We start from the raw sequence: 25,288 nt of genomic DNA, 5'->3' as shown, positions 1-25,288 counted from the left end.
CCCGGTAAGATATCGTTAAGCCTCAAACGGATTTTGCACCAGGATAGTATCTTCGCGTTCCGGGCTGGTGGAAAGCAGCGCAACCGGACATCCCACCAATTCCTCGATCCGCCGGACATATTTGATGGCCTGCGCCGGCAGGTCGGCCCAGGACCGCGCATTGGCGGTCGGCTCCTTCCAGCCCTCGATGGTCTCGTAGATCGGCTCGACCCGGGCCTGGGCACCTTCGCCGGCCGGGAAATGGTCGATCTCCTTGCCATCGAGCCTGTAGCCGGTGCAGACCTCGATCGAGTCGAAGCCGTCGAGGATGTCGAGCTTGGTCAGCGCGAGGCCATTGATGCCGCAGGTCCGGACCGCCTGGCGGACCAACACGGCGTCGAACCAGCCGCAGCGGCGCGGGCGGCCGGTATTGGTGCCGAACTCGCGACCGCGCTCGCCGATCTTGCGGCCGATCTCGTTGTCCTGCTCGGTCGGGAACGGGCCCTGGCCGACGCGGGTGGTGTAGGCCTTGCACAGGCCGAGCACATAGCCGACCGCGCCCGGTCCGAGGCCGGCGCCGGTCGCGGCCTGGGCCGCCACCGTGTTGGACGAGGTGACGTAAGGATAGGTGCCGTGGTCGACGTCGAGCAGCGCGCCTTGCGCGCCCTCGAACAGCATGCGCTTGCCGGCGCGCCGCTCGATGTCGAGCAGCCGCCACACCGTCTCGGCATAGGGCAGGAGCTGCGGCGCCATCGCCATCAGCTCCTTCAGGATCACCGCGCCGTCGAATTCCGGCAGGTTGAGGCCGCGGCGCAGCGCATTGTGGTGCGCCAGCAGGCGGTCGATCTTGTGCGGCAGCGTCTGGTGATCGGCAAGATCCATCAGGCGGATGGCGCGGCGGCCGACCTTGTCTTCATAGGCCGGGCCGATGCCGCGGCGCGTCGTGCCGATCGCGGCCGCGGCGCTGGCGGATTCGCGGTGTGCATCGAGCTCGCGGTGCAGCGGCAGGATCAACGTGACGTTTTCCGCGACGCGCAGGTTGTCGGGGCTGACGTCGACCCCCTGCGACCTGAGCCTTGAGACCTCGTCGAGGAAGGCAGCGGGGTCGAACACCACGCCGTTGCCGATCACCGACAGCTTGCCCCCGCGCAGCACGCCGGAGGGCAGCAGCGCGAGCTTGTAGGTCTTGCCGTTGATCACCAGCGTGTGGCCGGCATTATGGCCGCCCTGGAAGCGGACGACGATATCCGCCTGCTCCGACAACCAGTCGACGATCTTGCCCTTCCCTTCGTCGCCCCATTGGGCGCCGACGACGACAACATTGGCCATTCGCGGGTAATCCTTCGAAGATTTTAGATGCGCCAGCCGAACTGACGGCCGGGAGCCGTTCGCACGCAAGGCAGCCAACCGGATAAAGGAAGCAGCCCCTCTAGGCAAGCAAGAACGGGGCTTTTTCAGGGTCCAGCGCCCCACCCAAGCCCTTGATATAAGCGGAAAATCCCGAACCCTTGCGGGCCGGCGCAGCAGCTTCGACCAAAGCGCGCGGGGCCGCCATCGCCGGCGGCATGGTCGCGATGCGAGCGCCCCCGTTGATGCAACCTCGTTTTCCGTGTCTTTGGACCTGCCGGGTGATCAGCCGGCCCGGACCTCGCCGGGCCGGAGGGCTCGGCGTATTCGACGCAGGGCCCACCCATCACAATGTCCGCCACCGACCACACCACGCGCGCGGAAACATCCGGCCACAGCTGGATCGCCAACCAGCCTTACCTGCTGCTCAGTATCACCGCGCTGTGCTGGGCCGGCAACGCCATCGTCGGGCGGCTCGCGGCCGGCCACATTCCGCCGGTGACGCTGTCGTTCCTGCGCTGGTTCTTTGCGTTCCTGCTGGTGCTGCCATTCGCCTGGAAGCACCTCGTGCAGGACTGGCCGGCGATCCGCAGCAAGCTCGGCCTGATGATCACGCTCTCGGTCATCGGCATCAGCGCCTTCAACACGCTGCAATATTGGGCCCTGGAGCACACCCAGGCGCTCAATACGCTGCTGCTGCAATCGGCCGCGCCGCTCTTGGTGGCGCTGTGGTCGCTGGTCATCCTCGGCATCCGTCTCACCGCGGCGCAGGCCTTCGGCGTCGTGCTGTCGATGGGCGGCGTGCTGACCATCCTGCTGCACGGCGATTTCACCACGCTGTCGAGCATCGACTTCAACAAGGGCGACCTGATCTTCCTCCTCGCGCTCCTGATCTTCGCGCTCTATTCGGTGCTGTCGCTGAAGCGGCCGCCGATGCACGGCCTCTCGTTCCTCGCCTTCACCTTCGGCTGCGGCGCGGCCTGTCTCATTCCGCTGGAGATCTGGGAATTGTCGGCGCGCCCGGTGATGAAGCTCGACGGGACGAACCTCCTGACCCTGTTCTACGTCGCCGTCTTCCCCTCGGCGCTCGCCTATCTCTGCTTCAATCGCGGCGTGCGCCTGATCGGCGCCAACCGCGCCGCGCCGTTCTTCCACGTCACGCCGATGTTCGGCTCGATCATGGCGATGGTGTTTCTGGGCGAGCACCCGCAGGCGTTCCACTTCATCGGCTTTGCCTTGGTGCTGGCGGGCGTGTTCGCGGCGTCAAGGAAGCAGGCGGCTTAGGGCCGCTACCAGCGCGGCTCCGCTCTTGCTTACTTCATCTTGAACTTGCTGTAGGCCTCGCTCGTCGCGATGATCACGTGCTCGGCGCAGGCGCTCGCGCGATGCGGATCGGCTTCGCGCTCGTAGGTTTCCGAGGTCATCATGTCGAGAAAGGCCGAGACCGCCGGGTAATGGACCAGCGCGACGAAGTCCCAATCGTTGCCCGCGTGCGGACCGAGTGCGACCGCCTTGGCTTCGCCGGTCCAGAGCAGCGTGCCGCCGCGCGCCTTGATCATCGGCACCGTGATCGCGCTGTAGCGCAAATACGCGTCCCAACCCGACCCGTTGCCGTCGCGCGAGCGCGCGTGGAAGCGCATCAGGTTCAGCATCACCACCGGCGCATTCGGATCGAGCCGCTCCAGGCCCTCGATGTTCAACATATTGACCGTCAATGGCACCTCCTCAAGGCTCGGCTGCATTGTAGCATTGCGGTGCCGTGACTTGTGCCATGACGGCGATCCGGCGCAAGCTCGCATGCAACGCCCATGACGACCGCTTCGCCCGCGCCTCCGGCCGCCAATCCGGCCAGCTGGCTCAACAACCAGCCTTATCTGCTGCTCAGCCTGAGCTCGCTGTTCTGGGCCGGCAACATCGTGCTCGCGCGCCATGTCGGCGCGCATGTGCCGCCGCTGACGATCACCACGATCCGCTGGTTCGGCGTGTTCCTGATCCTGCTGCCGTTCGCCTGGCCGCATCTGAAGCGCGACTGGCCTGCGTTGCGCCAGAGCATGCCCCTGATGCTGTTCCTGTCGCTGGTCGGCTTCGCCTTCAACAACGCGATCTCGTACTGGGCACTGCAATACACCGAGGCGCTGAATGCGCTGCTGATCCAGTCGGCGGGTCCGTTGTTCGTGGCGCTGTGGTCGCTGGTGCTGTTCGGCGTGCGGCTGACCGCCGCGCAGCTCGGCGGCATCGCGATCTCGCTGCTCGGCGTGCTGATCATCATCCTGCGCGGCGACCTCGCGGCGCTGGCAAGCATCAGCTTCAACAGGGGCGACATCATGTTCGCCTCCTCGCTGGTGGCGTTCGGGCTCTATTCGGCCTTCATCCCGCGCCGGCCGAAGATCCACCAGCTCTCCTTCCTGTCCTTCACCACCTGCTGCGGCGCGACGATGCTGCTGCCGACGGCGATCTGGGAGGCGGCGAGCGGGGCCGTGCTGCAATTCGACGCGATCACGCTGGCGACGCTGGGCTACATCCTGATCTTTCCCTCCACCCTCGCCTATCTCTTCTTCAACCGCGGCGTGGCGCTGATCGGGCCGAACCGGGCGGCGCCGTTCTTCCATCTGGTGCCGGTGTTCGGCTCGGCGCTGGCGATCCTGCTGCTGGGTGAAAAGCTCCAGCCGTTCCACCTGATCGGTTACGCGCTGGTGCTCGCCGGCGTCGTGCTTGCATCGCGCCGGGGCTCGGCGAAGAAGTAATTCCGCGGCACGGACGCATCCACGACCTATAGCCATCTTCCGATTCCGCTTTGGACAAGGTAGGTTCCCCGCCAACCAAAAAGAGGGAACGACCACACATGATTTCAGGGCTGATTCGGAACCTGCGGACCGTCGCCGCGGCCGCGCTTTGCCTCACGGCAGCATCCACCGCTCACGCCGACACCTACCCCAGCCGCAACATCACGCTTGTGCTGCCGTTCGCGGCGGGCAGCGGCACCGACACCACGACCCGGCTGATCTCGCAGCATCTGTCGCAGGCGCTCGGCGTTCCCATCGTGATCGAGAACAAGGCGGGGGCCAACGGCATGCTTGCCGCGACTTTTGTCGCGAAGGCCGCTCCCGACGGCTACACGCTGCTGGTGACGACCAACACCACGCATTCGGCCAATCCCTATCTGCTCAAGAGTCTCACTTACGATCCGGTCAAGGATTTCACCCCGATCGCCCGCACCGGCGATCTGCCCTTCATGCTGGTCATCAATCCCGAAGTGCCGGCCAAGACGGTCGGAGAGCTGGTGGCCTATGGCAAGGCCAATCCGGGCAAGCTGAGCTACGCCTCGGGCTCGTCCTCGGCGATCGTGTCGGGCGCGACCTTCGCGCACAATGCCGGGCTCGACCTCTTGCACGTGCCCTACAAGAGCTCGCCGCCGGCGCTCAACGACGTCATGGGCGGACGCGTCTCGATGATGTTCGTCGACATCCTGACCGGCCTGCCCCACGTCAACGGCAACGCCCTGCGCGCGCTCGCGGTCACCACCAAGAACCGCTCGCCGCTGGTGCCGCACCTGCCCTCGATGCAGGAGGCCGGCGTGCCGGACTTCGACATCTCGTCCTGGCAGGGCTATTTCGGCCCGGCCGGCATGCCGAAGGAGATCGTGACCCGGCTCAACACCGAGATCCGCAAGATCATCGAGAACCCGGAGATCAAGGCCAAGCTCGCCACGCTCGGCATGGACGCCTTCTCCGGCACGCCGGAGCAACTCGGCACCTTCGTGAACGAGCAGCTGGTGCTGTGGGAGAAGCTGATCACCAACGCGAAGATCGAGAAGCAGTAGGGCGGTGTCGTGTCGCTGACGCGGCTCTCCTAGGGTGGGCAAAGCGAAGCGTGCCCACGGAGACGTCGCGACGAACCGAATAAGAAAGGTGGGCACGACGCTTCGCGTCTTTGCCCACCCTACGAATTCAGTGCAAGAATTTACGCCGCGCGGACCTTGGCGAGGAAGCCGTCCACTGCGTTGCGCAGGGCGCCGGACTGGGTGTCCAGCTCGCGGGCGTTGGTGAGCACGTCGCCGGCCGCGCTGCCGGTCGCTTCCGCGGCCGAGGTGACGCTGCCGATATGGGCGTTGATCTCGCTCGAGCCAGCCGCGACCGACTGGATGTTACGGGCGATCTCGCGCGTCGCCTCGCCCTGCTGCTCGATCGATGCGGAAATGCCGGCGGTGATCTCGCTCATCTCGGCGATCGTCTGGGTGATGCCGGAGATGGCCGCCACCGCGTCGCTGGTCGAGGTCTGCATCGCCACGACCTGGGCGGAGATCTCCTCGGTCGCCTTCGCCGTCTGGTTGGCGAGCGCCTTGACCTCGGAGGCGACCACGGCGAAGCCGCGGCCGGACTCGCCGGCGCGCGCCGCCTCGATGGTGGCGTTGAGCGCGAGCAGGTTGGTCTGCGCCGCGATCGAGTGAATGAGCTTGACCACCTCGCCGATCTTCTCGGCTCCGGTGGAGAGCTCCTGCACCGTGGCGTTGGTGCGCTCGGCATCGCTGACGGCACGGCTTGCAACTTCGGTCGAGCGCGTCACCTGGCGGGAGATTTCCGCAACCGAGCTCGACAGCTCTTCGGCGGCGGCTGCAACGGTGCCGACATTGCCGGACGCCTTCTGCGAGGCGGCGCCGACGGTCGCCGCGCGCGAGGAGGCATCGCTGGCGGTCGCTGTCATCGATTGCGCCGTGGTCTGCATGCCGGCTGCGGCCGAAGAGACCGAGCGGACGATGCCGTTGACGCTGCGCTCGAAGTCGTTGGCGATCTCCTCCATGGCGCTGCGGCGTTCCGCCGCGACGCGTTCCTTGGCGTCCGCCTCGGTCCTCTCGAGGTCGCGGATGCGCACCGAATTGTCCTTGAAAATCTGCACGGTCGCCGCCATCGCGCCGACCTCGTCGCCGCGGCCGACGCCGGGGATGTCGCCTTCGAGCCTGCCGTCGGCCAGCTCCCGCATCCGGGTGCCGAGCAGCCCGAGCGGAGCACTGATGCTGCGGCCGATCATCCAGGCGACACTGCCGGCAACGATGACGATGCCGAGCACCGCGAGGCCGAGCAGCCAGTAGACCGGGCCCATCTTGGCGTCGATGTCATCCAGATAGGCGCCGGTGCCGAGATACATGTCGAAGCCGGGGACCGCGACGGCGTAACCGATCTTGCGGATCGGAATCTCCTGGCCGGGTTTCATATATTCATAGTGAAGCAGAATCTCGCCGTTGGCCTTGACGCCGTTCATCAATTCCAGCGACAGCTTGCGGCCGTTGGTCACGACGTCCATTCGGTTGGTGCCGATCACCTTCGGATCGGGCGCAAGCTGGGTGAGACCGTCATAGGACGTGCCGAACAGGTAGCCCGCACCCTTGTCGTAGGTCATCGCGTTGCCATAGCGGCGAAGCTCGGCCATCGCGGCGTCCTTCGTCATCTCGCCGGCATCGACGCGCTTCTTCAACGCGGCGGCATAGTTACGCGCCAGCTCGACGATCGCCTTGGCCTGGTCGATGCGCGCATTCACCATCTCGCGCTTCATCAGATAGCCGGCGAGAACTCCGGAGATGCAGAGCCCGAACAGCATGACGCCGACGAGAATGCCAAGCTTCGGGGCGATCTTCAGATTGCTCAACTTCACAGGTTAGCTCCGGCAATAATGAGGTACGGGCGCACGACGAGATCGATCAAATTCGAATCAAGTCTTAGTGGCGCAGGCCTTAGCAAGTTCCTTACGTGCCTCCGTAGAAGCCCCGACCTTGCACGGAAAAGCGGAAATATACCTCGTTCAAGACAACCGTGAATTGTACGCACCCGTCCCGATTTCGCGTAAAAGACGCAAAGGCCCGCTCGTCGAGGCGGGCCACGACAAGAAACCAATCGGGAGCAGAGAATGCCGAAATACAGGGTGGTGACGCCGAAGGGTGCGAGCTTCACGGTCGCGGGCAGCGATTATTCCTACGAGCGCGAGGCGCTCGATCCGATCGATGCCGAGATCGTCGAGGCGCCCGCCGACGAGGCCGGGTTCATCGCCGCCGCGAAGAACGCCGACGCGATCTACGCCAAGGGCATCCCGATCACCAAGTCGATCATCGACGCGCTCGAGAGCTGCAAGGTCATCACGCTTGGCTCGGTCGGCGTCGACAGCGTCGACGTCAAGGCCGCCACCGCGCGCGGCATTCCGGTCACCAACATCCCCGACACCTTCATCGAGGAGGTCGCCGACCACGCCATGATGCTGCTGCTCGCGGGCTTCCGCCGCCTGGTCGAGCAGGACCGCATGGTACGCGACGGCCGCTGGGCCGAGGGCCGGCCGGCGCTGCTGAAGATCCCGAGGCTGATGGGCCAGACGCTCGGCTTCATCTCGTTCGGCCGCGTCGCGCGCGCGGTCGCCAAGCGGGCAGCGCCCTTCGGCCTGCGCATGATGGCCTATGATCCCTTCATCCAGGAAACGCTGATGTACGACCACGGCGTGATCCCGGCGACGCTGAACGAGGTGCTGTCGCAATCCGACTTCGTCTCGATGCACGCCCCTGCACGGCCGGAGGTGCATCACATGCTGACCGAGAAGCACTTCCGGCAGATGAAGAAAGGCTCGATCTTCATCAACACCGGCCGCGGCGCCACGGTGGACGAGGAGAGCCTGATCAAGGCGCTGCAGGAGGGCTGGATCGCGCACGCCGCCCTCGACGTGCTGGAAAAGGAACCGCCCTCGCACAACAATCCCCTGCTCGGCATGGAGCACGTGACCCTGACCGCCCATGTCGCCTCGGCCTCGGCACGGTTCGACGAGGCGCGCAAGCGCCGGGTGGGCTACGAATTGTCACTGGTGCTCCAGGGCATGTGGCCGGTAAGCTGCGTCAATCCGTCGGTGCTGCAGAACACCGCGCTCCGCCGCTGGCAGCCCGTCAGCATGGATCGCGGGCCGAACAGCTAGGCGGCCGGCGCAACAAGCGCCTTCGACCGAAACGGCCCTTCACCGGCGATCAACGCCGGGAAGGGAGACATCATAGGGAGGTACTGATGAGGAACGACATCACACGTCGTGATGCCTTGGCGCTGGGCCTGTCCGCTGCAACGCTCGCAGCCACCGGTGCTGCAGCGCAAACATCCAACATCAAGGCTGCCGACGTCCCGGCACCCAAGCTCGACATCGAAAAGGGCGCGTCCTTGCGCATGCTGCGCCCGGTGCGCTTCGTCCAGGCGGACGAGGACGTGTTCCGCGCCAATGCCGCGAAATTCACCAAGGATACCGGGGTCGAGGTCAAGGTCGACTTCGTCGGCTGGGAAGACATCAACCAGCAGACCGCGGTGACCTCGAATTCCGGCGCCGGCCCCGACATCATCATCGGCTTCTCCGACGCGCCTCACATTTACATCGACAAGCTGATCGAGCTCACCGACATCGCCGATTATCTCGGCAAGAAGTATGGCGGCTGGCTGACTCTTGCGAAGACCTATGGTCGGAAGGCCAAGAGCGACACCTGGATCGGGCTGCCGTTCGGCGCCACCGCTGGCCCCCTGATCTATCGCAAGTCTATTCTTAAATCCGTCGGATTCGACAAGGCTCCGGAAGATTCAGCCGGCTTCCTCGATCTCTGCAAGAAGCTTCAGCAGGCGGGCAAGCCAGCCGGCTTCGCACTGGGCAACGCGGTGGGCGACGGAAACGGCTTTGCGGACTGGATGATGTGGGCGCACAACGCGGCGTTGCTCGACGAGGAGGGCAATGTCACAATCAACAGCAAGGAGACGATCGCGGCACTGAACTTCGTGAAGCAGCTTTACCCGACATTCATCGCCGGCACGCCCTCCTGGAACGACGTCAGCAACAATCGCGCCTATTCTTCCCAGGAAATCGCGCTGACGGCAAACGGGGTGTCCTTGTACTTCTCGTTGAAGAACGATCCGGCGACCGCCGCCATCGCCGAAGATTCGGAGCATCAGTTGTTGCCGAAGTTCTTTGCGCCGGCCCCGCCGATGTCCGGCCTGACGCTAAACGCAATGGTATTCAAGCACAGCCCGTATCCGAACGCAGCGAAGGCATTCCTGCAATTCATGCTGGAGAAGGAGCAGTACGAGCCTTGGCTCAACGCCAATAGCGGCTACTGGTCGCAGCCGCTCGCAGCCTATGCCGACGCGAAAGTGTGGTCAGGTGATCCGAAGGTCGCAATCTTCAAGAACACCATGAACAACGGCTACTACGCCGGCTATAAAGGTCCGATATCGACGGCGACCGGTGCGGTGCGGGCGGACTATGTCACGGTTCAGATGTTCGCCTCCGTCGCCACCGGTGCAGCGACGCCGGAGGCCGCGGCCGCCGAAGCCGAGCAGCGCTGCAAACGCTACTTCCGGCGGCAGCGGTAGAGACCGTCATTGCGAGCGAAGCGAAGCAATCCAGTCCGTCCCCGCAGCTACAGCCTGGATTGCTTCGTCGCTTCGCTCCTCGCAATGACGACGTGGTGAAAGCCTAGAACAGGACAACACACTAATGTCCGTGACCACCCTCTCCTCCCACGCGCTGGCGCAACGGCAGCCGAACTGGATCGTGCGGCTGTTCGACTGCAAGCCGTTCCTGATCGCGATGTGCCTTGCGCCCGCGCTGGGGCTGCTCTCCGTGTTCCTGACCTATCCGCTCGGCCTCGGCATCTGGCTCGCCTTCACCGACACCACGATCGGCCGGCGCGGCATCTTCGTCGGGCTCGAGAACTTCCAGTACCTGCTCACCGATCCCCTGTGGTGGAACGCGGTGTTCTACAGTGTGTTCTACACGGCGATCGCGACGTTCGGAAAGTTCGCGCTCGGCTTCTGGCTCGCGCTGCTGCTCAACAACCATTTCCCGTTCAAGAGCCTGCTGCGCGCCATCGTGCTGCTGCCCTGGATCGTGCCGACGGTGCTCTCGGCACTGGCGTTCTGGTGGATCTACGATCCGCAGTTCTCGATCATCTCGTACCTCCTGGTCGACGTTCTGCACTGGAAGTCGAGCAATATCGACTTCCTCGGCTCGCCCTGGCCGGCGCGGTTCTCGCTGATCGCCGCCAACATCTGGCGCGGCATTCCCTTCGTCGCGATATCGCTGCTGGCCGGCCTGCAGACCATCTCGCCCTCGCTTTATGAAGCCGCGATGCTGGACGGGGCCAGCGCCTGGCAGCGCTTTCGCTACATCACCTTTCCGATGATGATGCCGATCCTCGCCATCGTCATGACGTTCTCGATCATCTTCACCTTCACCGACTTCCAGCTGGTCTACGCCATTACCCGCGGCGGCCCGGTGAACTCGACCCATTTGCTGGCGACGCTGGCGTTCCAGCGCGGCATTGCCGGCGGCGAGCTCGGCGAAGGCGCGGCGATCGCGGTGTCGATGATCCCGTTCCTGGTGTTCGCGACACTGTTCTCCTATTTCGGCCTGGCGCGCCGCAAATGGCAGCAGGGAGAGGCCAATGACTGACACCGTCGCGCAAAGCTCCACCGTCGCCGACGCGAAGGCGCCGCCCGATACCATGGCCTGGGATTCCGGGCTGCGGCGGCTGATGATGATCTATCTGCCGCTCGGCTGCTTCGTGCTGATCCTGCTGTTTCCGTTCTACTGGATGGCGATCACCTCGTTCAAGCCGAACGCGGAGCTGATGAATTACAAGGACAACAACCCGTTCTGGATCTCCTCGCCGACGCTGGCGCACATCAAGCATCTGTTGTTCAACACCTCCTATCCGCAATGGCTGAAGACGACGATGATGGTCGCGATCGGCTCGACCACGCTGTCGCTGATCGCGTCTACGCTGGCGGCCTACGCGATCGAGCGCCTGCGCTTCCGCGGCAGTCCCTATGTCGGCCTCGGCATCTATCTCGCCTATCTGGTGCCGCCGTCGATCCTGTTCATTCCGCTCGCGACCGTCGTCGTGCAGTTCGGCCTGTTCGACTCGCCGCTGGCCCTGATCCTGGTCTATCCGACCTTCCTGGTGCCGTTCTGCACCTGGCTCCTGATCGGCTATTTCAAGTCGATCCCCTACGAGCTCGAGGAGTGCGCGCTGGTCGACGGCGCCACGCGCCTGCAGATCCTGCGCCGGATCACGCTGCCGCTCGCCGTGCCCGGGCTGATCTCGGCCGGCATCTTCTCCTTCACGCTGTCCTGGAACGAGTTCATCTACGCGCTGGCCTTCATCCAGAGCGGCGCCAACAAGACCGTGCCGGTCGCGATCCTGACCGAGCTGGTCACCGGCGACGTCTACCAATGGGGCGCGCTGATGGCGGGCTCGCTGCTCGGCTCGCTGCCGGTCGCGATCTTCTACTCGCTGTTCGTGGATTACTACGTCTCTTCGCTGACGGGTGCGGTGAAGGAGTAGCCGAACTAGGCCAGCCGGGCCTTGAGGCGCGGAGTGGCCCAATCCAGAAAGGCGCGGAGCTTGAGCGGCGCCGGCTTTCGCTCCGCATAGACGATATGCACGGGCCAGGGCTCCTGCTCGAATTGCTCCAGCATGAGGACGAGCTTGCCGGCCCGCCGCGCGGCCTCCATCTTGTAGGACATCACGCGCGTGATGCCGGCACCCGCGATTGCAGCCTCGACCGCGGCCTCGGAATCGCTCAGCGTCAATCTCGACCGTATCGGCACCGCGACTTCGCTGCCGCCCTTGACGAACTTCCAGCTCTTCGGCGCCGCATCGCTGTCGACGCCGATACAATCGTGCGAGGCGAGATCGGCGGGCTCGTTCGGATGCCCGCGCTTCGCGAGATATCCGGGACTGGCACAGAGCACGAACCGCACCGAGCCGACCCGTGTCGCGATCAGGTTGCTGTCCGGCAGACTGCCGATTCGAATCGACACATCGATATTCTCTTCGACGCTGTTGACGATGCGATCGGTGAGGACGAGCCGCAACGCAATCTCGGGATAGGCCTCCATGAACTCGAGCGCGATCGGCAGAAGGTGCATGTGGCCCAGGCCCCACGGCGAGGTGACCGCGAGATCGCCCTTCGGACTTCTGTACTCGCCGGAGACCTCCCTCTCGGCCTCGTCCACCTGCTCGATGATCCGCTTGCAGGCCTCGATATAGGATCGTCCCGCATCGGTCAGCGTCATCTGGCGCGACGACCTCTGAAACAGCTGGGCGTTCAGCCGCGCCTCCAGCTCGGCAACCGTTCGGCTGATCGTCGCGACCGGCATGCGAAGGCGCCGCGAGGCCGCCGAGAAGCTTCCTGTATCATTGACGGCGATGATCACCGACATCGCCTCCAGCCGGTCCATCAGACGCGTCTTTCCGTAACCTGAGAAGTAGCTTCTCGATCATATGGACTGATCCGGCCAGTCGCAATCAGTTACCCGAAGCCTGCCGCGGACTTTGAAATGCGGCGGCTAGAAGCTTGCCTGGAAAATGATCATGACCACCGAGAGCATCACACATCCATCAACCGGCCTCGATCGCCGACACCTCGTCCTTGGCTTGTCCGGGGTTGCCGTTGCCGCTGCTACGCCGGCCTCCGCGGCGAAGCCGCAACGCGATCGCTCCGGGACCGGCGCCGCCTATCCGGTCACGTTTCATCGGACCAAGACCATCGACGGGATCAAGATCTTCTACCGCGAGGCAGGGCCGAAGGATGCACCCGTGGTGCTGCTGCTGCACGGCTTTCCGACCTCCTCCCACATGTTCCGCAACCTGATCCCTGCGCTGGCGGATCGGTATCACGTGATCGCTCCCGATTATCCCGGCTACGGCCAGAGCGACATGCCGCCGCGCACGACATTCAAGTACACGTTCGATCGCTTCGGCGAGCTCGTCGACGGCCTGCTGGACCAGCTCGGCGTCAAGCGCTACGCGATGTACGTCATGGACTACGGTGCTCCCGTGGGCTGGCGGCTGGCGCTGAAGCATCCCGAGCGCGTCAGCGGCCTCATCGTCCAGAATGGCAACGCCTACGACGAAGGACTGAAGGAGTTCTGGAATCCGATCAAGCAATACTGGGCCGACGGGTCCGCGACGAGCCGTCAGGCCCTGCTGAAGCTGTTGACGCTGGAGACGACCAAGTTCCAGTACACCGACGGCATGTCCGACGTGAGCCGAATCTCGCCCGACAACTGGATCCACGACCAGGCACTTCTGGACCGGCCGGGCAACAATGACGTCCAGCTCGACATGTTCTACGACTATCGAACCAATCTGCCGCTATATCCGGCGGTGCAGGCCTACTTTCGCAAGCACAAGCCGCCGACGCTGATCGTCTGGGGCAAGAACGATTTCATCTTTCCTGCCGACGGTGCCCATCCCTACAAGCGCGACCTGCCCCAGGCGGAATTTCATCTGATCAATTCCGGTCATTTCCTGCTCGAGGACAGGTTCGACGAGGTCACGCCCCTGATCCGCGATTTCCTGGCCCGCAAAATCGCCTGACCCTGTCGGATTTCGCGAGGGCGCCGCACCTGCGGCTGCCCTCGTGAGATTCGACAGCGTCCGCGCGACCATAATCGTGCCATCCTGGTAGATCGCTTGCCTTCTTTGGTGCTATCCCCCGGTCCTTGCGGCCGGTTCGATCATAGGCGCCGCCAACAAGTATCGAGGAAAGCGAGGATTGCATGGGATCGTCAGAGCTTCCTTCGTTGTCACGACGCGGCTTTTGTCTGTGCTGTATCGGCGGCGCTTTCACTGCCACCGCCGGGTGGCTCACGCCGCGACAGGCCTTCGCAGAGGCGCGAGGCCTCGTCAGCGTGATCAAGGACAGTGCGGCAACGTCCCCGATCACGACCACCAAGCTGCGCAACAATATCAGCGTGCTGGAAGGATCCGGCGGCAACATCGCCGTCCTCACGGGACCTGACGGCAAGCTTCTGGTCGACGCCGGCATCGGCGTCTCGCGCCCTCAGCTCACCAAGGCGCTGGCCGAACTCGGCAAGGAGCCGATCGCGCACCTCATCAATACGCACTGGCACTTCGACCACGCCGACGGCAATGAATGGCTGCAGGCGGCCGGCGCCAAGATCATTGCCCACGAAAATACCCGCAAGCACCTCTCCGTCGTTCAGCGCGTCGAGGACTGGGACTATAATTTCCTCGCCCTGCCCGCCAGCGCCGTCCCGGCCGAGGTGTTCGCCAAGGAGCATCATCTCAAGGTCAACGGCGCATCGATTGCATTGAATTACTATGGGCCGGCACATACCGACGGCGACATCTCGGTGATGTTTACCGAGGCCAACATCCTGCATGCCGGTGACACCTACTGGAACCGCATCTATCCGTTCATCGATTATTCGACCGGCGGCAGCATCAACGGCATGATCGCGGCGTCGGATGCCAATCTGGCGGCGGCCAACAACGACACCATCATCATTCCCGGTCACGGCAAGCCCGTCAGCAACAAGGCGGAGCTGCAGGCATTCCGCGACATGCTGGTCGCGATCAGGGACAATGTCGGCAATCTCAAGAAACAGGGAAAGTCGCGCGACGAGATTGTTGCCGCCAAGCCCACGGCCGCATTCGACGCGATATGGGGGCAGTTCTTGGTGGATCCCGGCTACTTCACCAGGCTGGTCTATGAGGGCGTGTGATGCCGGCTGCGGCGCTTGCGATGCGCTGCGACTCACCCGCGCGATAAAGGAGTAACCGGGCCCTGCGGCCTTTGGCCCGGCTTCACAATACTGCAACATGCGATCCGCATAAGCGTTGCGTCCGCCAACAGGAGACGCACATGCGCGCGACTTTTCTTTGCACCGTCGCCACGATCATTCTCACCGCGAGCACTGCGCTCGCGCAGAGCGAGGGCGAATTCCCCGCCAGGCTCGCCGGCCACGTGGTGATGCCGGCCGAAACGTTCATCGAGGCGCCGGCCGATGCCCCCGCCGATCTGAAGACGGCGGGCAAATATACCACCGGCAAGCGGGTCGACGCGCTCGGCACCGTCATGGGCAAGTCCTTCGAGCGTCCGACCGGCGTGACGCTGCCGTTCAAGGGCCAGCCGCTGCAGGGCCATTCCGGCATCAAGACCATGCCCGACGGCACGTTCTGGGTCCTCACCGACAACGGCATGGGCGCGCGCGCCAACTCGCCGGATTCGATGCTTTACCTCAACCGCTACAAGATGGATTGGGCCGGCGGCAAGATCGAGCGGCTGGAGAGCATCTTCCTGCACGACCCCGACAAGAAGGTCCCCTTCCGCATCCTGCACGAGGACACCCAGAAGCGCTATCTCACCGGCTCCGATTTCGACACCGAAGGTTTCCAGATCATCGGCGATACCTTCTGGATCGGCGACGAGTTCGGCCCCTACATCCTGAAGGCGGACAAGACCGGCAAGGTTCTCGGCGTGTTCGACACGATCGCCGACGGCAAGCCGGTGCGCTCGCCGGACAATTGGGCGGTGGGCACGCCGGCAGCGCCCGGCGCAACCTACACCAATGTCAATCTTCGCCGCTCGAAGGGATACGAGGGCTTTGCCGCGTCGAAGGACGGCAAGTTCCTCTACGGCCTGCTCGAAGGACCGCTGTGGGACGCCGAGAAGAAGGATTGGGAGAAGGTCGACGGCAGGGAAGCCGCCCGCATCCTCGAATTCGACGTCGCCGCGGAAAAATTCACCGGCCGCTTTTGGCACTATGTGTTCGAGCAGAACGGCAACGCCATCGGCGACTTCAACATGATCGACCAGGCCTCCGGCCTGATCATCGAGCGCGACAACGGCGAAGGCACCGCCGACAAGGCCTGCCCGCAGGGCCAGCGCGGCGAGAGCTGCTTCCCCGACCTCGCCAAGTTCAAGCGCGTCTACAAGATCGAGCTCACCGACGCCAATGTCGGCAAGCCCGTGCGCAAGATCGGCTATATCGACCTGATGAAGATCAGGGATCCCGACAAGAAGGCGAAGAAGCCGCTCAACGACGGCGTCTACACCTTCCCGTTCTTCACCATCGAGAACGTCGATCGCGTCGACGACACCCACATCATCGTCGGCAACGACAACAACCTACCGTTCTCTTCCAGCCGCGATCCCAACAAGGCCGACGACAACGAGTTCGTGCTGCTCGAGGTCGCGGATTTCCTGAAGGCGAAGTAGCCGCAGCTCGCTCTCCCTCCCGCTTTTCCGCGGGAGGGAGAGTCATGGCGGTCAATGACATCAGGTTACAGTTTATATCGATTGTAAATTGCGACGGTTGGAATGCGCTTGGCGCCGCCTGTACAAACGGGCGGTACTCCAGCTTTCGAAAGCGCATCGCACCGACAATGTCAGCAACGTCAGGAGACAGCAGCGGCAATGCGGCAGGACCGGCACAAAGCCCTCCTGCGGCAACGCGAACCCTCACCATGCGAGGGAGCCGGATCGACAGCCGGGAGCTGTTTGCAGCCGAACGCGAGATCATCATCGCGCATGGCGAGGACAGCTATCGCCTGCGGCTGACGTCGCAGAACAAGCTGATCCTGACGAAGTAACTGCAATGACATCTTGCAGCACCCTCGCCAGTCTCCTGCTCTCCGGCGGACTCGCGTTCGGGTCTATCGCTCACGCCGCGGGCATCATTGTGCATGACGCGCGCAATCGCGACGTCGCTGTTACCGATTTTGCCCGCACGGTGTCGATCGGCGGCGCCATCACCGAGATCCTCTACGCGCTCGGGCTGGAGAGCCGGCTGGTCGGCGTCGACACCACGAGCCTCTATCCGGCGGCAGCACTGCAAGACAAGCCGAATGTCGGCTATATGCGCCAGATCTCGGCCGAAGGCGTGCTCGGTCTCAACCCGACGCTGATCCTGGCGATCCAGGGCTCGGGCCCGCGCGAGACCATGGACATCCTGGAGAGGGCGAAGGTGCCGCTGGTGCTGGTACCCGAGACCTTTTCCGAGGAAGGCCTGATCGAGAAGATCAAGCTGGTCGGCCACGCCATGGGCGTCGATGCGCGTGCCGGATGTCTCAGCGCCGCGGTCGGCGCCGATCTTGCGCAGCTCCGTGTCCTGCGCGCCAAGGTGACGAAGCCGGTGCGGGTGCTGTTCGTGATGTCGCTCCAGAACGGGCGAGCGATGGTGGCGGGCCACAAGACCGCGGCGGACGAGATCATCCAGCTCGCGCGCGCGGCCAACGCGGTCCACGATTACGACGGCTATAAAGTCATCAGCGACGAGGCGATCGTGGCCGCGAGGCCCGATGTCGTGCTGTCGATCGAGCGCGGCAAGGATTCGCTGCAGGCCGATGCGGTCTACACGCATCCCGCCTTTGCGCTGACGCCGGTCGCGGCCAACAAGAGCTTCATCACCATGGATGGGCTTTATCTGCTCGGCTTCGGGCCGCGCACCGCGGCCGCGGCGCGCGATCTCTCGGTCAAGCTCTATCCGGCCCTGGCCGCGGACGGCGCGTTCACGTCGGCGCTGTCGACGGCGAATTGCCGGCAATGAGCGTGGCCGTCGGGATCGAAGCACGGCGCATCAGGTTGACGGCGTGCCGTATGTGCTGCCGCAGTCGATGCGGGCGGTACAGACTGGAATTTAGCCAATCCTGTTTCTGGCAAAGACGGTGCGCTCCCTCCCCCGCTTTGCGGGGGAGTGTTGGGGAGAGGGTGTCTCCACAACGGGACAATCCCCGAGAGGTGAGAGCCCTCACCCCAGCCCTCTCCCGCAAGCGAGAGCTTTGCACAAGAGGAGGATTTGCGATTCTCTAGGGCCTGTGGTGGAGGCGGATTCGGATGGCATATCGAGAGGTTGGGCAACCGAGCTTCGCGGACGCGCTGGTATCGCGGCAGGGGAAGGGTAATGCGGTGCTGAAGCGGATTGGCGAACTGGTCGACTGGGCGGCTGTGGAAAGAGTGCTGGGTGGTCTTCCGGAGCCGGAGCGCGGCCCTCCGCCCTAACCGCGACTGGTGCTGTTCAAGGCGCTGCTGCTGCAGCAATGGTATGGGCTTTCCGATCCGGCGCTCGAGGAAGCGCTCGACGACCGGGCCTCGTTCCGAGCCTTCTGCGGCTTTGTGCTGAGCGACGAGACGCCTGACCACACGACGATCTGGCGATTCCGCGAGGCTTTGCAGCGAGCCGGTCTGGACGAGAAGCTGTTCGCCGAGATCCTGCATCAGATCGACGCCCGCGGGCTGGTGCTGCGCCGGGGCACATTGATCGATGCGAGCCTGATCTCGGCAGCAGTAAAGCCGCCGAAGCCGCCAGAGGACCCGCAGCCGCCCGGCCCGGACGGTCGTGAACCGAGCAAGCTGGTCAACAGCAAGCGCGATCCAGATGCGCGCTGGACCAAGAAGGGCGGCAAGCGGTACTTCGGCTACAAAGCCCATATCGGCATGGATCAGGGTTCGGCCATCGTCCGCCGCAGCAAGCTGACCGACGCTGCGGTCAACGACACAGTGCCCGCCGACGAACTGGTCTGTGGTGATGAGAAGGCGGTCTATGCCGACCAAGCCTATGACAAGCACAAGCGCCGCAGCGGGCTCGCCGCGCGAGGAATCAAGCCGAGGCTGATGTTCCGGCCGAACAAGCATCATCCGCTCACCGAGCGGCAGAAGCGCTTCAACAATGCCGTGGGAAAGCGCCGCGCACCGGTCGAGCAGGTCTTCGCGCGCCTCAAGGGCAGCTACCGCTGGGCGCGCGCTCGCTATCTGGGTTTGGCGCGCAATCAGACGCATCTGCGCCTGATCTGCCTCGCCATGAACCTCAAACGATGGGCGGTGCTGTGCCCGATAGGAGCCGCAGCGTGACCACCACCCGCCGCTACCCCGCGGCCACGAAAAACAGACGCCCCACCCCTCTGGGGCTACGCGAGGCCGTTCAAAAAAAGCCCCATATCGAACTTCACTCCAGCACAACTCATTACGCAAAGCTCTCGCAAGCGGGAGAGGGAGCGCACCTCCTTTGTGGCGCGACCGGGGCTACCCCGCCGGGACGATCACCATGCTCTTGTCCTTCGGCCAGCGGATGCGCCAGGCGAAGTTGATGTCGCGGGCCTCGCCGGGCTTGGCGTCGAACGACCATTCCAGCACGCCGCGCTTGTCGCGGATATTGGTTGCGGTCGGCTGGGTGCTCGAGGGCAGCATCTCGACGACGATGTCCTCGTTCTCGCTGACCGGCAGCTGATCCTCGATCGCGACACGAATCGGGAAATCGTGGCCGTTGCGGATCGTGGTCTTGAACGCGCGCTCGTCGGTCTTCGACGTCGTCACGAGCAGGCCGGCCGAACCCTCGTTGCGCTTGAGCACCGCGCGCTCGATTCTGACCTTGTCGTCGGCGCCGAAGCCGAGCCGCACGATGTCGTCCTTGGCGGACGCGGTGATCTTGCCGCGGCCGACGAAGGTGCCATCGCGATAGATCGCGACCTTGCCCGGCAGCAGGGTCGCATCGTCGGTCTGCTTGAAGCTGGCTTCGAGGAACGCGGTCGGATCCAGCACCGGCGCGGCGCGCACCGCGAGATCGGCCGGCACGTTCACCGACGCGATGCGAAGGCTCTTGGCGCCCTCGGCGGCGCCGAGGCTGACGCGGCCGGGAATTTTGAAGGTGGCCTGGAAGTCGCCGATCTCGGCAACCGCCTGCTGTTCGTCGGCGCGCTCGCGCGACTCGGCCGCCTCAGCGATCTTGGCCATGGCCGGCGATTGCGCCTGGCGCGTCATTGGCGCAGGCCGCGCCAGATCCGACGCAGTCCCGAGCGCCAGTGGCTTCGGCACGTGGGGGTATTGTGCGACCAGCGAGCCCAGCTCCGGGGCACTGCCGCCGCGGCTGATGCGGACGGTGGAGACGCCGAGCGTCACGTTCGACCAGTCCTCGCCGGTGGATTGCGTCACCTCGGCGCGACGAACCAGCTCGAGCTGCGGCTTGCGGTCCTTGGCGCCGGTGTCGAGCCGGGCGTCGTAGAGCGGCACCCAGCGCGCGTTGCGCACGGCATAGGTCACGCGCAGCGTCGCCTTGGTCGCGGCGGCCGAGGCGACGTCGATCCGTACTTCCAGCTTGCTCGGCGGCTTGGCCGAGCGCTCGGCCTCCAGCTCGGCGATCTGGCGGTCGAGCTCGCGCTGTTTTCGCGTGGCCTCGCGAATGGCGCTGTCGGCGGTCGCGACCTCCTCGGCGACCGCGGCGAAGGCCGCGCGCCATTCGGCGATCGGGCGCGCCTCGCCCTTCTCGCCGAGGCCGGCCGGCGAAGCCTCGGCAAAATGCTGTGCGAACTTGCGCCGGGCATTGGCCGAGTCGATCGCACCCTGCAGATCGGCCCGTTGATCCTTCAGCGCTTCGAGGCGCTTGTCGAGCTCGGGCAGGTTGACCGGCGGCGCGGCCTTCGGCGGGCGCGCATCGATCGTGCCGATGGTGAGCTTGGCGCCCGCCTCGCCTTCGACGCGGAGGGAAGACGGATCAAGCGAGAGCGGAAAGTCCTTGGCGACGAGCGTCGAATCGCCGGAGGCGAGATCCAAGGAAATGATGCGGGTGATGGTGGCGCCGTCGGGATAGACGGTCACCGTGTCGATCGCCGATGTGGCGTCCACGTTGGCCGCCCGTGACGGGGCTGCGAGGGCCGTGGTCACCAGGACCAGGCCCGTGGTTGCCAAATATCTGGCGGTGATGCGCATGAAGTCCCTCCTGCCGGTATCGCCGCGCCGCCAGCCGGACGCGCGCGATGAGATGCCTCGCCATCGTGGTTGGACGCGGCAGGGAAGGAACCGGTTCGATTGAGGTTTCCATGGGGCGTCGCCGCGGCGGCACCGTGGCCGCGGAACGCTGGGCGGGCCGCGGCAGGTTCAGGCCTTAGCCTACGAGCCCTGGCCGAAGATGCGCCGGAGCAGATCGGTGACGTTCTTGGCGCCGGCCTTCTTCAGGACGCTGGCGCGGTAACCTTCAACCGTCCGTGCGCTCAGATGCATCCGCCGGGCGATCTCCTTGTTGGTGAGGCCGGCGGCAAGATGCTCGAGCACGTCGCCTTCGCGCGCCGTCAGAGCTTCGCAGCCCGACAGCCAGCGTTGCCGGATCGGGCCGGGCTGCGCGAATTCATCGATGGCGGCGTCGATCCGGCCGACGACGTCGTGGGTGCGGAACGGCTTTTCGATGAAGTCGGTCGCGCCGCTCTTGATGGCGTCCACCGCCATGGCGATGCTGCCATTCGCCGACGTCACCAGCACCGGCGCCATGCAATTCTCCTCGCGCAGCCGCCTGAGCACGTCGAGAGCGGAACGATCCGGCGGCATCTCCAGCAGCACACAGGCCGGCATCCGGGCCTTGGCTTCCGAGAGCAGAGACGCGCCGTCTGCAAAGCAGATCACATCATAGGCACTCTGTTGGAGCGCGGCGGCAAGTTGTTCGCGGGAGGCGGCGTCAGTGTCGATGACGAATACCTCGCCCTTGGAAAGCATGTTTCCCGGCATAATCCCGATCCAGCAATGTCTTGGTCAAATGGCCCGAGACGGCCGGGGGCCCCGTCGCGCCCCGCCGTCATGTGCACGGCATTCACGCCAGTGCTTCGGTTTCCCTTATGTATGCGCCACCCGGTTCCCGGATTTGACGGATGGAGACAGAAACTTTACATTTCGGGACATCTGCGGGAATGGCTGGCAGGAACGGTTTGCATGACCGACCTCATTCGCAGCGCAGGCTTGAGCTATTACCCCGAGGTCGCCCGGTCGGTCGGGCTCGACCCCAGCCAGATGATGCGCAAGGTCAGGCTGCCGCTGGCCTGTCTCGACAAGCCGGACATCCCCATCGCCGTCACCGGCCTGCGCCGCCTGCTCGAATTGTCGGCCGAGGCGTCCGGTGCCGAGGATTTCGGCCTGCGGCTCGCCGAGCGCGGCGGCCTCACCAATTTCGGCCCGGTCGGCCTGATCGTGCGCGAACAGGCGACCATCGGCGAAGCGATCGAGGCGTTCTCGCGCTTCATCCCCATCCATCATGACGGCATGCGGCTCGACGTCACGCGTGACAAGCGGACCGTCACCATCGCGCTGCGCCTGCGCGGCCGGCAGCCGCGCGCGCCGCGGCAGTCGATCGACATGGCGCTCGGCAGCGTCCATCGCATCATCCAATCGCTGTTCGGCAGCGATTGGCGGCCGCTGGAGGTGCATCTGCATTACCCGCCCCCGCACGACCGCAAGCGCTACCGCGACTTCTTCGGCTGCCGGGTGACCTTCAATGCGGACGACGATGCGATCCTGCTGTCGGCGCACGATTTGGAGCGCCGGATCCCGAGCGCGCATCCTCTGATCGCGAATTACTTGCGCAAGCGGATCGAGGCGATCGAGAGCAGGCCGGCAAGCTGGGAGTCGAAGGTCGACGAGGTGGTACGGACCCTGCTCGCCAGCGGCGATTGCACGGTCGAGCGGGTCGCCGAGCACCTGGCCTGCACCCGCCGCACCATCCACCGCCGCCTCGCCGCATCGGGCACCAGCTTCTCGGCCATTCTGGACGCGCAACGCGCCGATCTCGTGGTGCAGCTGATCGAGGATCCCGCCCGGCCGCTGGCCGACATCGCGGTGCAGCTCGGCTTCTCCGCGCAGAGCGCCATGGCGCGCTGGTTTCGCGGCCGCTTCGGCTGCACCATCACCGATTGGCGCAAGGGCGTGCGGCCTCTGTCAGCGCCGCCCTCGGCGACCGCCGCCTGAATTCAGCGCGCGGCAGCGGGCACGCCCATCGTGGCGAGCGCCCGCCGCCCGCTGCCGGCGAGCAGCGGACCGAACGCGACGGCAAATCCGAGGAAGGCGATGGTCCAGCCGCAGGCGGCGATGTGCAGCAGCACACCATTATGCGCGGGCAACACGACGGCAGCGACGCGGGCCAGGGCCGCGATGACGATCGCAGCATAGATTGCCTGGATCGCCGGCGAAGCCGTCAACGCCTGTCCGCTATGGCCGAGGCAGGCGCGGGTCATCACCGCGAGCGTCATCGTTCCCGCCGCACCGGCCGTCCAGGCATGGATGCCGGCGCTTGGCGGCAGCTCGCCGAAGGCGGCCGCAGCGTTCAGGATGAAGCCGAGCGGCACGAAGACATAACCGACATGAAGGATCAGCAGCAGCCGCTCCCGCGTGGTGCGATCGCCGGCCCAGCGTGCAAGCCGAACCAGATGCAGCACGCCAACCACCGCCATCGCGACCCCGGCGATCCTGTTCAGCGGCGCCGCGATCCATGCGATCAGCGCGAGGGCACTCAAGCCGATCACCGCGCCGTCGAAGCCTCTGAACGGCACCGGCAGGCGGCCGGGATTGAACTTGACCAGCCAGTTGCGGGTGAAGCTCGGAATGATGCGGCCGCCGATCAGGCCGATCAGCAGAATGACCACGCCGATGCCGACGCGGATGCTGATGTCGGCCGCACCTTCGTAATGCGTCTCGGCGTGGAAGGCGACGTTGCCGGCAAGCAGAGCCAGCACCAATCCCACCACGGGCAGGTTGCGCCAGTTGCCGCCTGCGATGATCTCGCGCGTCGCAGCGGCAACGACCAATGCCAGGAACGCCGCATCGATGACCAGCGCGAAAGCCCAGCCGATATTCGCCGACACCGTCACCACGACGCGCCCGGCAAGCCAGACCGCCAGCAAGGCCGCGAGCGGCCCGCCCTGGATCGGCAGCCGCCCCGTCCAGTTCGGGATGGCGGTGAACAGAAACCCGGTGATGACGGCCGGCAGGAAGCCATAGAGCATCTCGTGGATGTGCCAGTCGCGCGCCGCGAATGCGGAACTCACCGACAATTCGCCGTAGAACATCGGCAGCCAGGCCAGGATCGACAGCGCCGCCTGGATTGCAGCGAGCAGGAAAAAGGGGCGAAAGCTGTTCGCAAACAGCGGCCAGCCCGCAAAGTTGCGGGATCGGGCGCCAGCCATGGGATCAACTCCAATCAATTCAGACCGTTACCTGAAAAATACTGCCGCGGGGCCACCCTGTTTTGCGCTAACGCAAACTGGTTGACGATTGCAGGTGCCATCACACTCCCTGATGCCAGGGAGGCAGAATGGCCAAGGTCGACACATCGTTGGTTGCGCATCTGCCGCTGTTTGCGGGGATGACGCCGGAAGCTCTCGACGAGATCCTGCGCGAGGCCCGCTCGGCACGCTATCCCAGGAACAGTGCGATCTTCGAGCAGGGGGCGGACGCGCAGTGCTTCTTCCTGCTGCTGCACGGCCATGTCCGCGCGGCCAAGACCACGCCGGCCGGCGAGCAGATCGTGGTGCGCTATGTCGCGCCCGGCGAGACGTTCGGGCTTGCGATGGCGATCGGAGCCGCGCGCTATCCGGCGACGGCGACCGCGGTCGACGACAGCGTCGTGCTGATCTGGCCGACCTCGGCCTGGCCGCGGCTGGTCGAGCGATTTCCGGCGCTTGCCGCCAACACGCTGCAGACCGTCGGCACGCGGCTGCAGGAAAGTCACACCCGCATCCTGGAAATGTCGACGCAGCAGGTCGAGCAACGCATCGCGCACGCGCTGCTGCGCCTCGCCAAGCAGTCCGGCAAGAAGCTCGACCACGGCATCGAGATCGACTTTCCGATCAGCCGCCAGGACATCGCGCAGATGACCGGCACCACGCTGCACACCGTCAGCCGCATCCTGAGCGGCTGGGAGAGCCAGGGCCTCGTCGAGAGCGGCCGCCAGCGCATCATCCTGCGCGAGCCGCACAGAATCGTGGTGCTGGCGGAGCGGAGCGCCGACAACGGCGCGGCGTGAGGACTGACACTTCTCTGTTCAAGATAGGGATGAGGGGCGCTTCCGCTTACGGCGAAAGCGCGCCTTCATCCGGGAATCCGCGCGGTCGGCGCGATTCCTGACCGTTTCACGCCGGCACGCACTCGCTGAGCGCTGCGAGGAATTTCCCGCGGTCGATGCCATGCTCACGGCAGGCGTCATCGACCGTGTGGAAGGTCGCGATCGGACAGCCGACACAAGCCATCCTGAAGGCGAGAAACACGCGGATCGTGTGCGGCGCCGAATGCATGATGTCATCGACCAGATCGTCGGACCGGAAAGGCATGGACAACTCCATTCCGATCAACGATAGCGGCGCGGGACCGGGCTTCTTTGTTGGAGCGCAATCTCTTGGCTG

Annotated in this window: 24 protein-coding genes; 16 read left to right on the top strand and 8 right to left on the bottom strand. The window is 64.9% G+C overall.

Annotated features, from left to right (window positions below):
* Positions 1-15: 15 nt before the first annotated feature.
* Positions 16-1,308, bottom strand: a complete 1,293-nt coding sequence (locus BDOA9_RS12085; protein ID WP_025034195.1) for an adenylosuccinate synthase — start codon at positions 1,306-1,308, stop codon at positions 16-18.
* Between the two features lie 369 nt (positions 1,309-1,677).
* On the opposite strand from BDOA9_RS12085, the gene BDOA9_RS12080 reads away from it, so the two are divergent.
* Positions 1,678-2,610, top strand: a complete 933-nt coding sequence (locus BDOA9_RS12080; RefSeq protein WP_025034194.1) for a DMT family transporter — start codon at positions 1,678-1,680, stop codon at positions 2,608-2,610.
* A gap of 29 nt (positions 2,611-2,639) precedes the next feature.
* Here BDOA9_RS12080 and BDOA9_RS12075 read toward each other — a convergent pair whose 3' ends face one another.
* On the bottom strand, positions 2,640-3,029 hold the full coding sequence (locus BDOA9_RS12075; protein WP_082847915.1) for a DUF1330 domain-containing protein: 390 nt from the start codon (positions 3,027-3,029) through the stop codon (positions 2,640-2,642).
* A gap of 105 nt (positions 3,030-3,134) precedes the next feature.
* On the opposite strand from BDOA9_RS12075, the gene BDOA9_RS12070 reads away from it, so the two are divergent.
* Complete coding sequence (locus BDOA9_RS12070; RefSeq protein WP_025034192.1) at positions 3,135-4,070, top strand: DMT family transporter; 936 nt, start codon at positions 3,135-3,137, stop codon at positions 4,068-4,070.
* 98 nt (positions 4,071-4,168) lie between these two features.
* The gene (locus BDOA9_RS12065) at positions 4,169-5,146 is read left to right on the top strand and encodes a Bug family tripartite tricarboxylate transporter substrate binding protein (protein WP_025034191.1); all 978 of its coding nucleotides are present in this window, start codon (positions 4,169-4,171) and stop codon (positions 5,144-5,146) included.
* 140 nt (positions 5,147-5,286) lie between these two features.
* On the opposite strand, the gene BDOA9_RS12060 is transcribed toward BDOA9_RS12065, so the two are convergent.
* Positions 5,287-6,972: a methyl-accepting chemotaxis protein gene (locus BDOA9_RS12060; protein WP_025034190.1), complete on the bottom strand. Its 1,686-nt coding sequence runs from the start codon at positions 6,970-6,972 to the stop codon at positions 5,287-5,289.
* Positions 6,973-7,224: 252 nt separating this feature from the next.
* Between BDOA9_RS12060 and BDOA9_RS12055 the strand changes: the two genes are divergently transcribed.
* From BDOA9_RS12055 to BDOA9_RS12040, 4 genes are all read left to right on the top strand, one after another.
* Entirely contained in the window at positions 7,225-8,268 is a 1,044-nt protein-coding gene (locus BDOA9_RS12055) for a C-terminal binding protein (RefSeq protein ID WP_025034189.1), read from the top strand.
* An 86-nt stretch (positions 8,269-8,354) separates the two neighbouring features.
* Positions 8,355-9,695 (top strand): ABC transporter substrate-binding protein, encoded by a 1,341-nt coding sequence (locus BDOA9_RS12050; protein WP_025034188.1) that lies wholly within the window; start codon positions 8,355-8,357, stop codon positions 9,693-9,695.
* 124 nt (positions 9,696-9,819) lie between these two features.
* Positions 9,820-10,776 (top strand): carbohydrate ABC transporter permease, encoded by a 957-nt coding sequence (locus BDOA9_RS12045; RefSeq protein ID WP_025034187.1) that lies wholly within the window; start codon positions 9,820-9,822, stop codon positions 10,774-10,776.
* Positions 10,769-11,671, top strand: coding sequence for a carbohydrate ABC transporter permease (locus BDOA9_RS12040; RefSeq protein WP_025034186.1), 903 nt, complete (start codon positions 10,769-10,771; stop codon positions 11,669-11,671). Before BDOA9_RS12045 ends, BDOA9_RS12040 begins: the two co-directional genes overlap by 8 nt.
* 5 nt (positions 11,672-11,676) lie before the next feature.
* Here BDOA9_RS12040 and BDOA9_RS12035 read toward each other — a convergent pair whose 3' ends face one another.
* Complete coding sequence (locus BDOA9_RS12035) at positions 11,677-12,570, bottom strand: LysR family transcriptional regulator (RefSeq protein WP_025034185.1); 894 nt, start codon at positions 12,568-12,570, stop codon at positions 11,677-11,679.
* A gap of 133 nt (positions 12,571-12,703) precedes the next feature.
* Between BDOA9_RS12035 and BDOA9_RS12030 the strand changes: the two genes are divergently transcribed.
* The 7 genes from BDOA9_RS12030 to BDOA9_RS12005 all read left to right on the top strand — a co-directional run bounded on the left by BDOA9_RS12030 (position 12,704) and on the right by BDOA9_RS12005 (position 18,989).
* On the top strand, positions 12,704-13,711 hold the full coding sequence (locus tag BDOA9_RS12030; protein WP_042336487.1) for an alpha/beta fold hydrolase: 1,008 nt from the start codon (positions 12,704-12,706) through the stop codon (positions 13,709-13,711).
* A gap of 182 nt (positions 13,712-13,893) precedes the next feature.
* Positions 13,894-14,862 carry an MBL fold metallo-hydrolase gene (locus BDOA9_RS12025; protein WP_025034183.1) on the top strand — a complete coding sequence of 323 codons (969 nt, stop codon included), beginning with the start codon at positions 13,894-13,896 and terminating at the stop codon, positions 14,860-14,862.
* A gap of 140 nt (positions 14,863-15,002) precedes the next feature.
* Complete coding sequence (locus BDOA9_RS12020; protein WP_025034182.1) at positions 15,003-16,358, top strand: esterase-like activity of phytase family protein; 1,356 nt, start codon at positions 15,003-15,005, stop codon at positions 16,356-16,358.
* A gap of 167 nt (positions 16,359-16,525) precedes the next feature.
* A complete protein-coding gene (locus tag BDOA9_RS39405; RefSeq protein WP_025034181.1) occupies positions 16,526-16,732 on the top strand; it encodes a hemin uptake protein HemP in 207 nt (68 codons plus the stop codon).
* 5 nt (positions 16,733-16,737) lie between these two features.
* On the top strand, positions 16,738-17,688 hold the full coding sequence (locus BDOA9_RS12010) for a heme/hemin ABC transporter substrate-binding protein (protein WP_025034180.1): 951 nt from the start codon (positions 16,738-16,740) through the stop codon (positions 17,686-17,688).
* Positions 17,689-17,975: 287 nt separating this feature from the next.
* Complete coding sequence (locus BDOA9_RS39400; RefSeq protein WP_244521470.1) at positions 17,976-18,140, top strand: hypothetical protein; 165 nt, start codon at positions 17,976-17,978, stop codon at positions 18,138-18,140.
* Between the two features lie 9 nt (positions 18,141-18,149).
* Positions 18,150-18,989 (top strand): IS5 family transposase, encoded by an 840-nt coding sequence (locus BDOA9_RS12005; RefSeq protein ID WP_052363079.1) that lies wholly within the window; start codon positions 18,150-18,152, stop codon positions 18,987-18,989.
* 171 nt (positions 18,990-19,160) lie between these two features.
* On the opposite strand, the gene BDOA9_RS12000 is transcribed toward BDOA9_RS12005, so the two are convergent.
* Together BDOA9_RS12000 and BDOA9_RS11995 are read right to left on the bottom strand one after the other, a co-directional pair.
* Complete coding sequence (locus BDOA9_RS12000; protein WP_025034179.1) at positions 19,161-20,840, bottom strand: mucoidy inhibitor MuiA family protein; 1,680 nt, start codon at positions 20,838-20,840, stop codon at positions 19,161-19,163.
* A gap of 180 nt (positions 20,841-21,020) precedes the next feature.
* Complete coding sequence (locus tag BDOA9_RS11995; RefSeq protein ID WP_042335984.1) at positions 21,021-21,629, bottom strand: response regulator transcription factor; 609 nt, start codon at positions 21,627-21,629, stop codon at positions 21,021-21,023.
* A gap of 201 nt (positions 21,630-21,830) precedes the next feature.
* Here BDOA9_RS11995 and BDOA9_RS11990 point away from each other — a divergent pair, with 201 nt between their 5' ends.
* Entirely contained in the window at positions 21,831-22,859 is a 1,029-nt protein-coding gene (locus BDOA9_RS11990) for an AraC family transcriptional regulator (RefSeq protein WP_025034178.1), read from the top strand.
* 2 nt (positions 22,860-22,861) lie between these two features.
* Here BDOA9_RS11990 and BDOA9_RS11985 read toward each other — a convergent pair whose 3' ends face one another.
* Positions 22,862-24,073: an NnrS family protein gene (locus BDOA9_RS11985; RefSeq protein WP_025034177.1), complete on the bottom strand. Its 1,212-nt coding sequence runs from the start codon at positions 24,071-24,073 to the stop codon at positions 22,862-22,864.
* 128 nt (positions 24,074-24,201) lie between these two features.
* Between BDOA9_RS11985 and BDOA9_RS11980 the strand changes: the two genes are divergently transcribed.
* Entirely contained in the window at positions 24,202-24,912 is a 711-nt protein-coding gene (locus BDOA9_RS11980; RefSeq protein WP_025034176.1) for a Crp/Fnr family transcriptional regulator, read from the top strand.
* 106 nt (positions 24,913-25,018) lie between these two features.
* Here BDOA9_RS11980 and BDOA9_RS11975 read toward each other — a convergent pair whose 3' ends face one another.
* A complete protein-coding gene (locus BDOA9_RS11975) occupies positions 25,019-25,216 on the bottom strand; it encodes a DUF1858 domain-containing protein (RefSeq protein ID WP_025034175.1) in 198 nt (65 codons plus the stop codon).
* Positions 25,217-25,288 lie beyond the last annotated feature (72 nt).

Source organism: Bradyrhizobium sp. DOA9 (genome assembly GCF_000617845.2).
GTDB lineage: Bacteria > Pseudomonadota > Alphaproteobacteria > Rhizobiales > Xanthobacteraceae > Bradyrhizobium.
Note: the sequence above shows the minus strand (reverse complement) of the source record. Positions and strands in the feature narration are given on the sequence as shown.

Coding starts and splice junctions, on each gene's coding strand:
- BDOA9_RS12050 (WP_025034188.1), top strand. CDS start 8,355: ATGAGGAACGACATCACACGTCGTGATGCCTTGGCGCTGGGCCTGTCC.
- BDOA9_RS39405 (WP_025034181.1), top strand. CDS start 16,526: ATGTCAGCAACGTCAGGAGACAGCAGCGGCAATGCGGCAGGACCGGCA.
- BDOA9_RS11980 (WP_025034176.1), top strand. CDS start 24,202: ATGGCCAAGGTCGACACATCGTTGGTTGCGCATCTGCCGCTGTTTGCG.
- BDOA9_RS11985 (WP_025034177.1), bottom strand. CDS start 24,073: ATGGCTGGCGCCCGATCCCGCAACTTTGCGGGCTGGCCGCTGTTTGCG.
- BDOA9_RS11975 (WP_025034175.1), bottom strand. CDS start 25,216: ATGCCTTTCCGGTCCGACGATCTGGTCGATGACATCATGCATTCGGCG.
- BDOA9_RS39400 (WP_244521470.1), top strand. CDS start 17,976: ATGGCATATCGAGAGGTTGGGCAACCGAGCTTCGCGGACGCGCTGGTA.
- BDOA9_RS12025 (WP_025034183.1), top strand. CDS start 13,894: ATGGGATCGTCAGAGCTTCCTTCGTTGTCACGACGCGGCTTTTGTCTG.
- BDOA9_RS12070 (WP_025034192.1), top strand. CDS start 3,135: ATGACGACCGCTTCGCCCGCGCCTCCGGCCGCCAATCCGGCCAGCTGG.
- BDOA9_RS12010 (WP_025034180.1), top strand. CDS start 16,738: ATGACATCTTGCAGCACCCTCGCCAGTCTCCTGCTCTCCGGCGGACTC.
- BDOA9_RS12040 (WP_025034186.1), top strand. CDS start 10,769: ATGACTGACACCGTCGCGCAAAGCTCCACCGTCGCCGACGCGAAGGCG.
- BDOA9_RS12020 (WP_025034182.1), top strand. CDS start 15,003: ATGCGCGCGACTTTTCTTTGCACCGTCGCCACGATCATTCTCACCGCG.
- BDOA9_RS12065 (WP_025034191.1), top strand. CDS start 4,169: ATGATTTCAGGGCTGATTCGGAACCTGCGGACCGTCGCCGCGGCCGCG.
- BDOA9_RS12045 (WP_025034187.1), top strand. CDS start 9,820: ATGTCCGTGACCACCCTCTCCTCCCACGCGCTGGCGCAACGGCAGCCG.
- BDOA9_RS12055 (WP_025034189.1), top strand. CDS start 7,225: ATGCCGAAATACAGGGTGGTGACGCCGAAGGGTGCGAGCTTCACGGTC.
- BDOA9_RS12075 (WP_082847915.1), bottom strand. CDS start 3,029: ATGTTGAACATCGAGGGCCTGGAGCGGCTCGATCCGAATGCGCCGGTG.
- BDOA9_RS12080 (WP_025034194.1), top strand. CDS start 1,678: ATGTCCGCCACCGACCACACCACGCGCGCGGAAACATCCGGCCACAGC.
- BDOA9_RS11995 (WP_042335984.1), bottom strand. CDS start 21,629: ATGCCGGGAAACATGCTTTCCAAGGGCGAGGTATTCGTCATCGACACT.
- BDOA9_RS12035 (WP_025034185.1), bottom strand. CDS start 12,570: ATGGACCGGCTGGAGGCGATGTCGGTGATCATCGCCGTCAATGATACA.
- BDOA9_RS12030 (WP_042336487.1), top strand. CDS start 12,704: ATGACCACCGAGAGCATCACACATCCATCAACCGGCCTCGATCGCCGA.
- BDOA9_RS12000 (WP_025034179.1), bottom strand. CDS start 20,840: ATGCGCATCACCGCCAGATATTTGGCAACCACGGGCCTGGTCCTGGTG.
- BDOA9_RS11990 (WP_025034178.1), top strand. CDS start 21,831: ATGACCGACCTCATTCGCAGCGCAGGCTTGAGCTATTACCCCGAGGTC.
- BDOA9_RS12085 (WP_025034195.1), bottom strand. CDS start 1,308: ATGGCCAATGTTGTCGTCGTCGGCGCCCAATGGGGCGACGAAGGGAAG.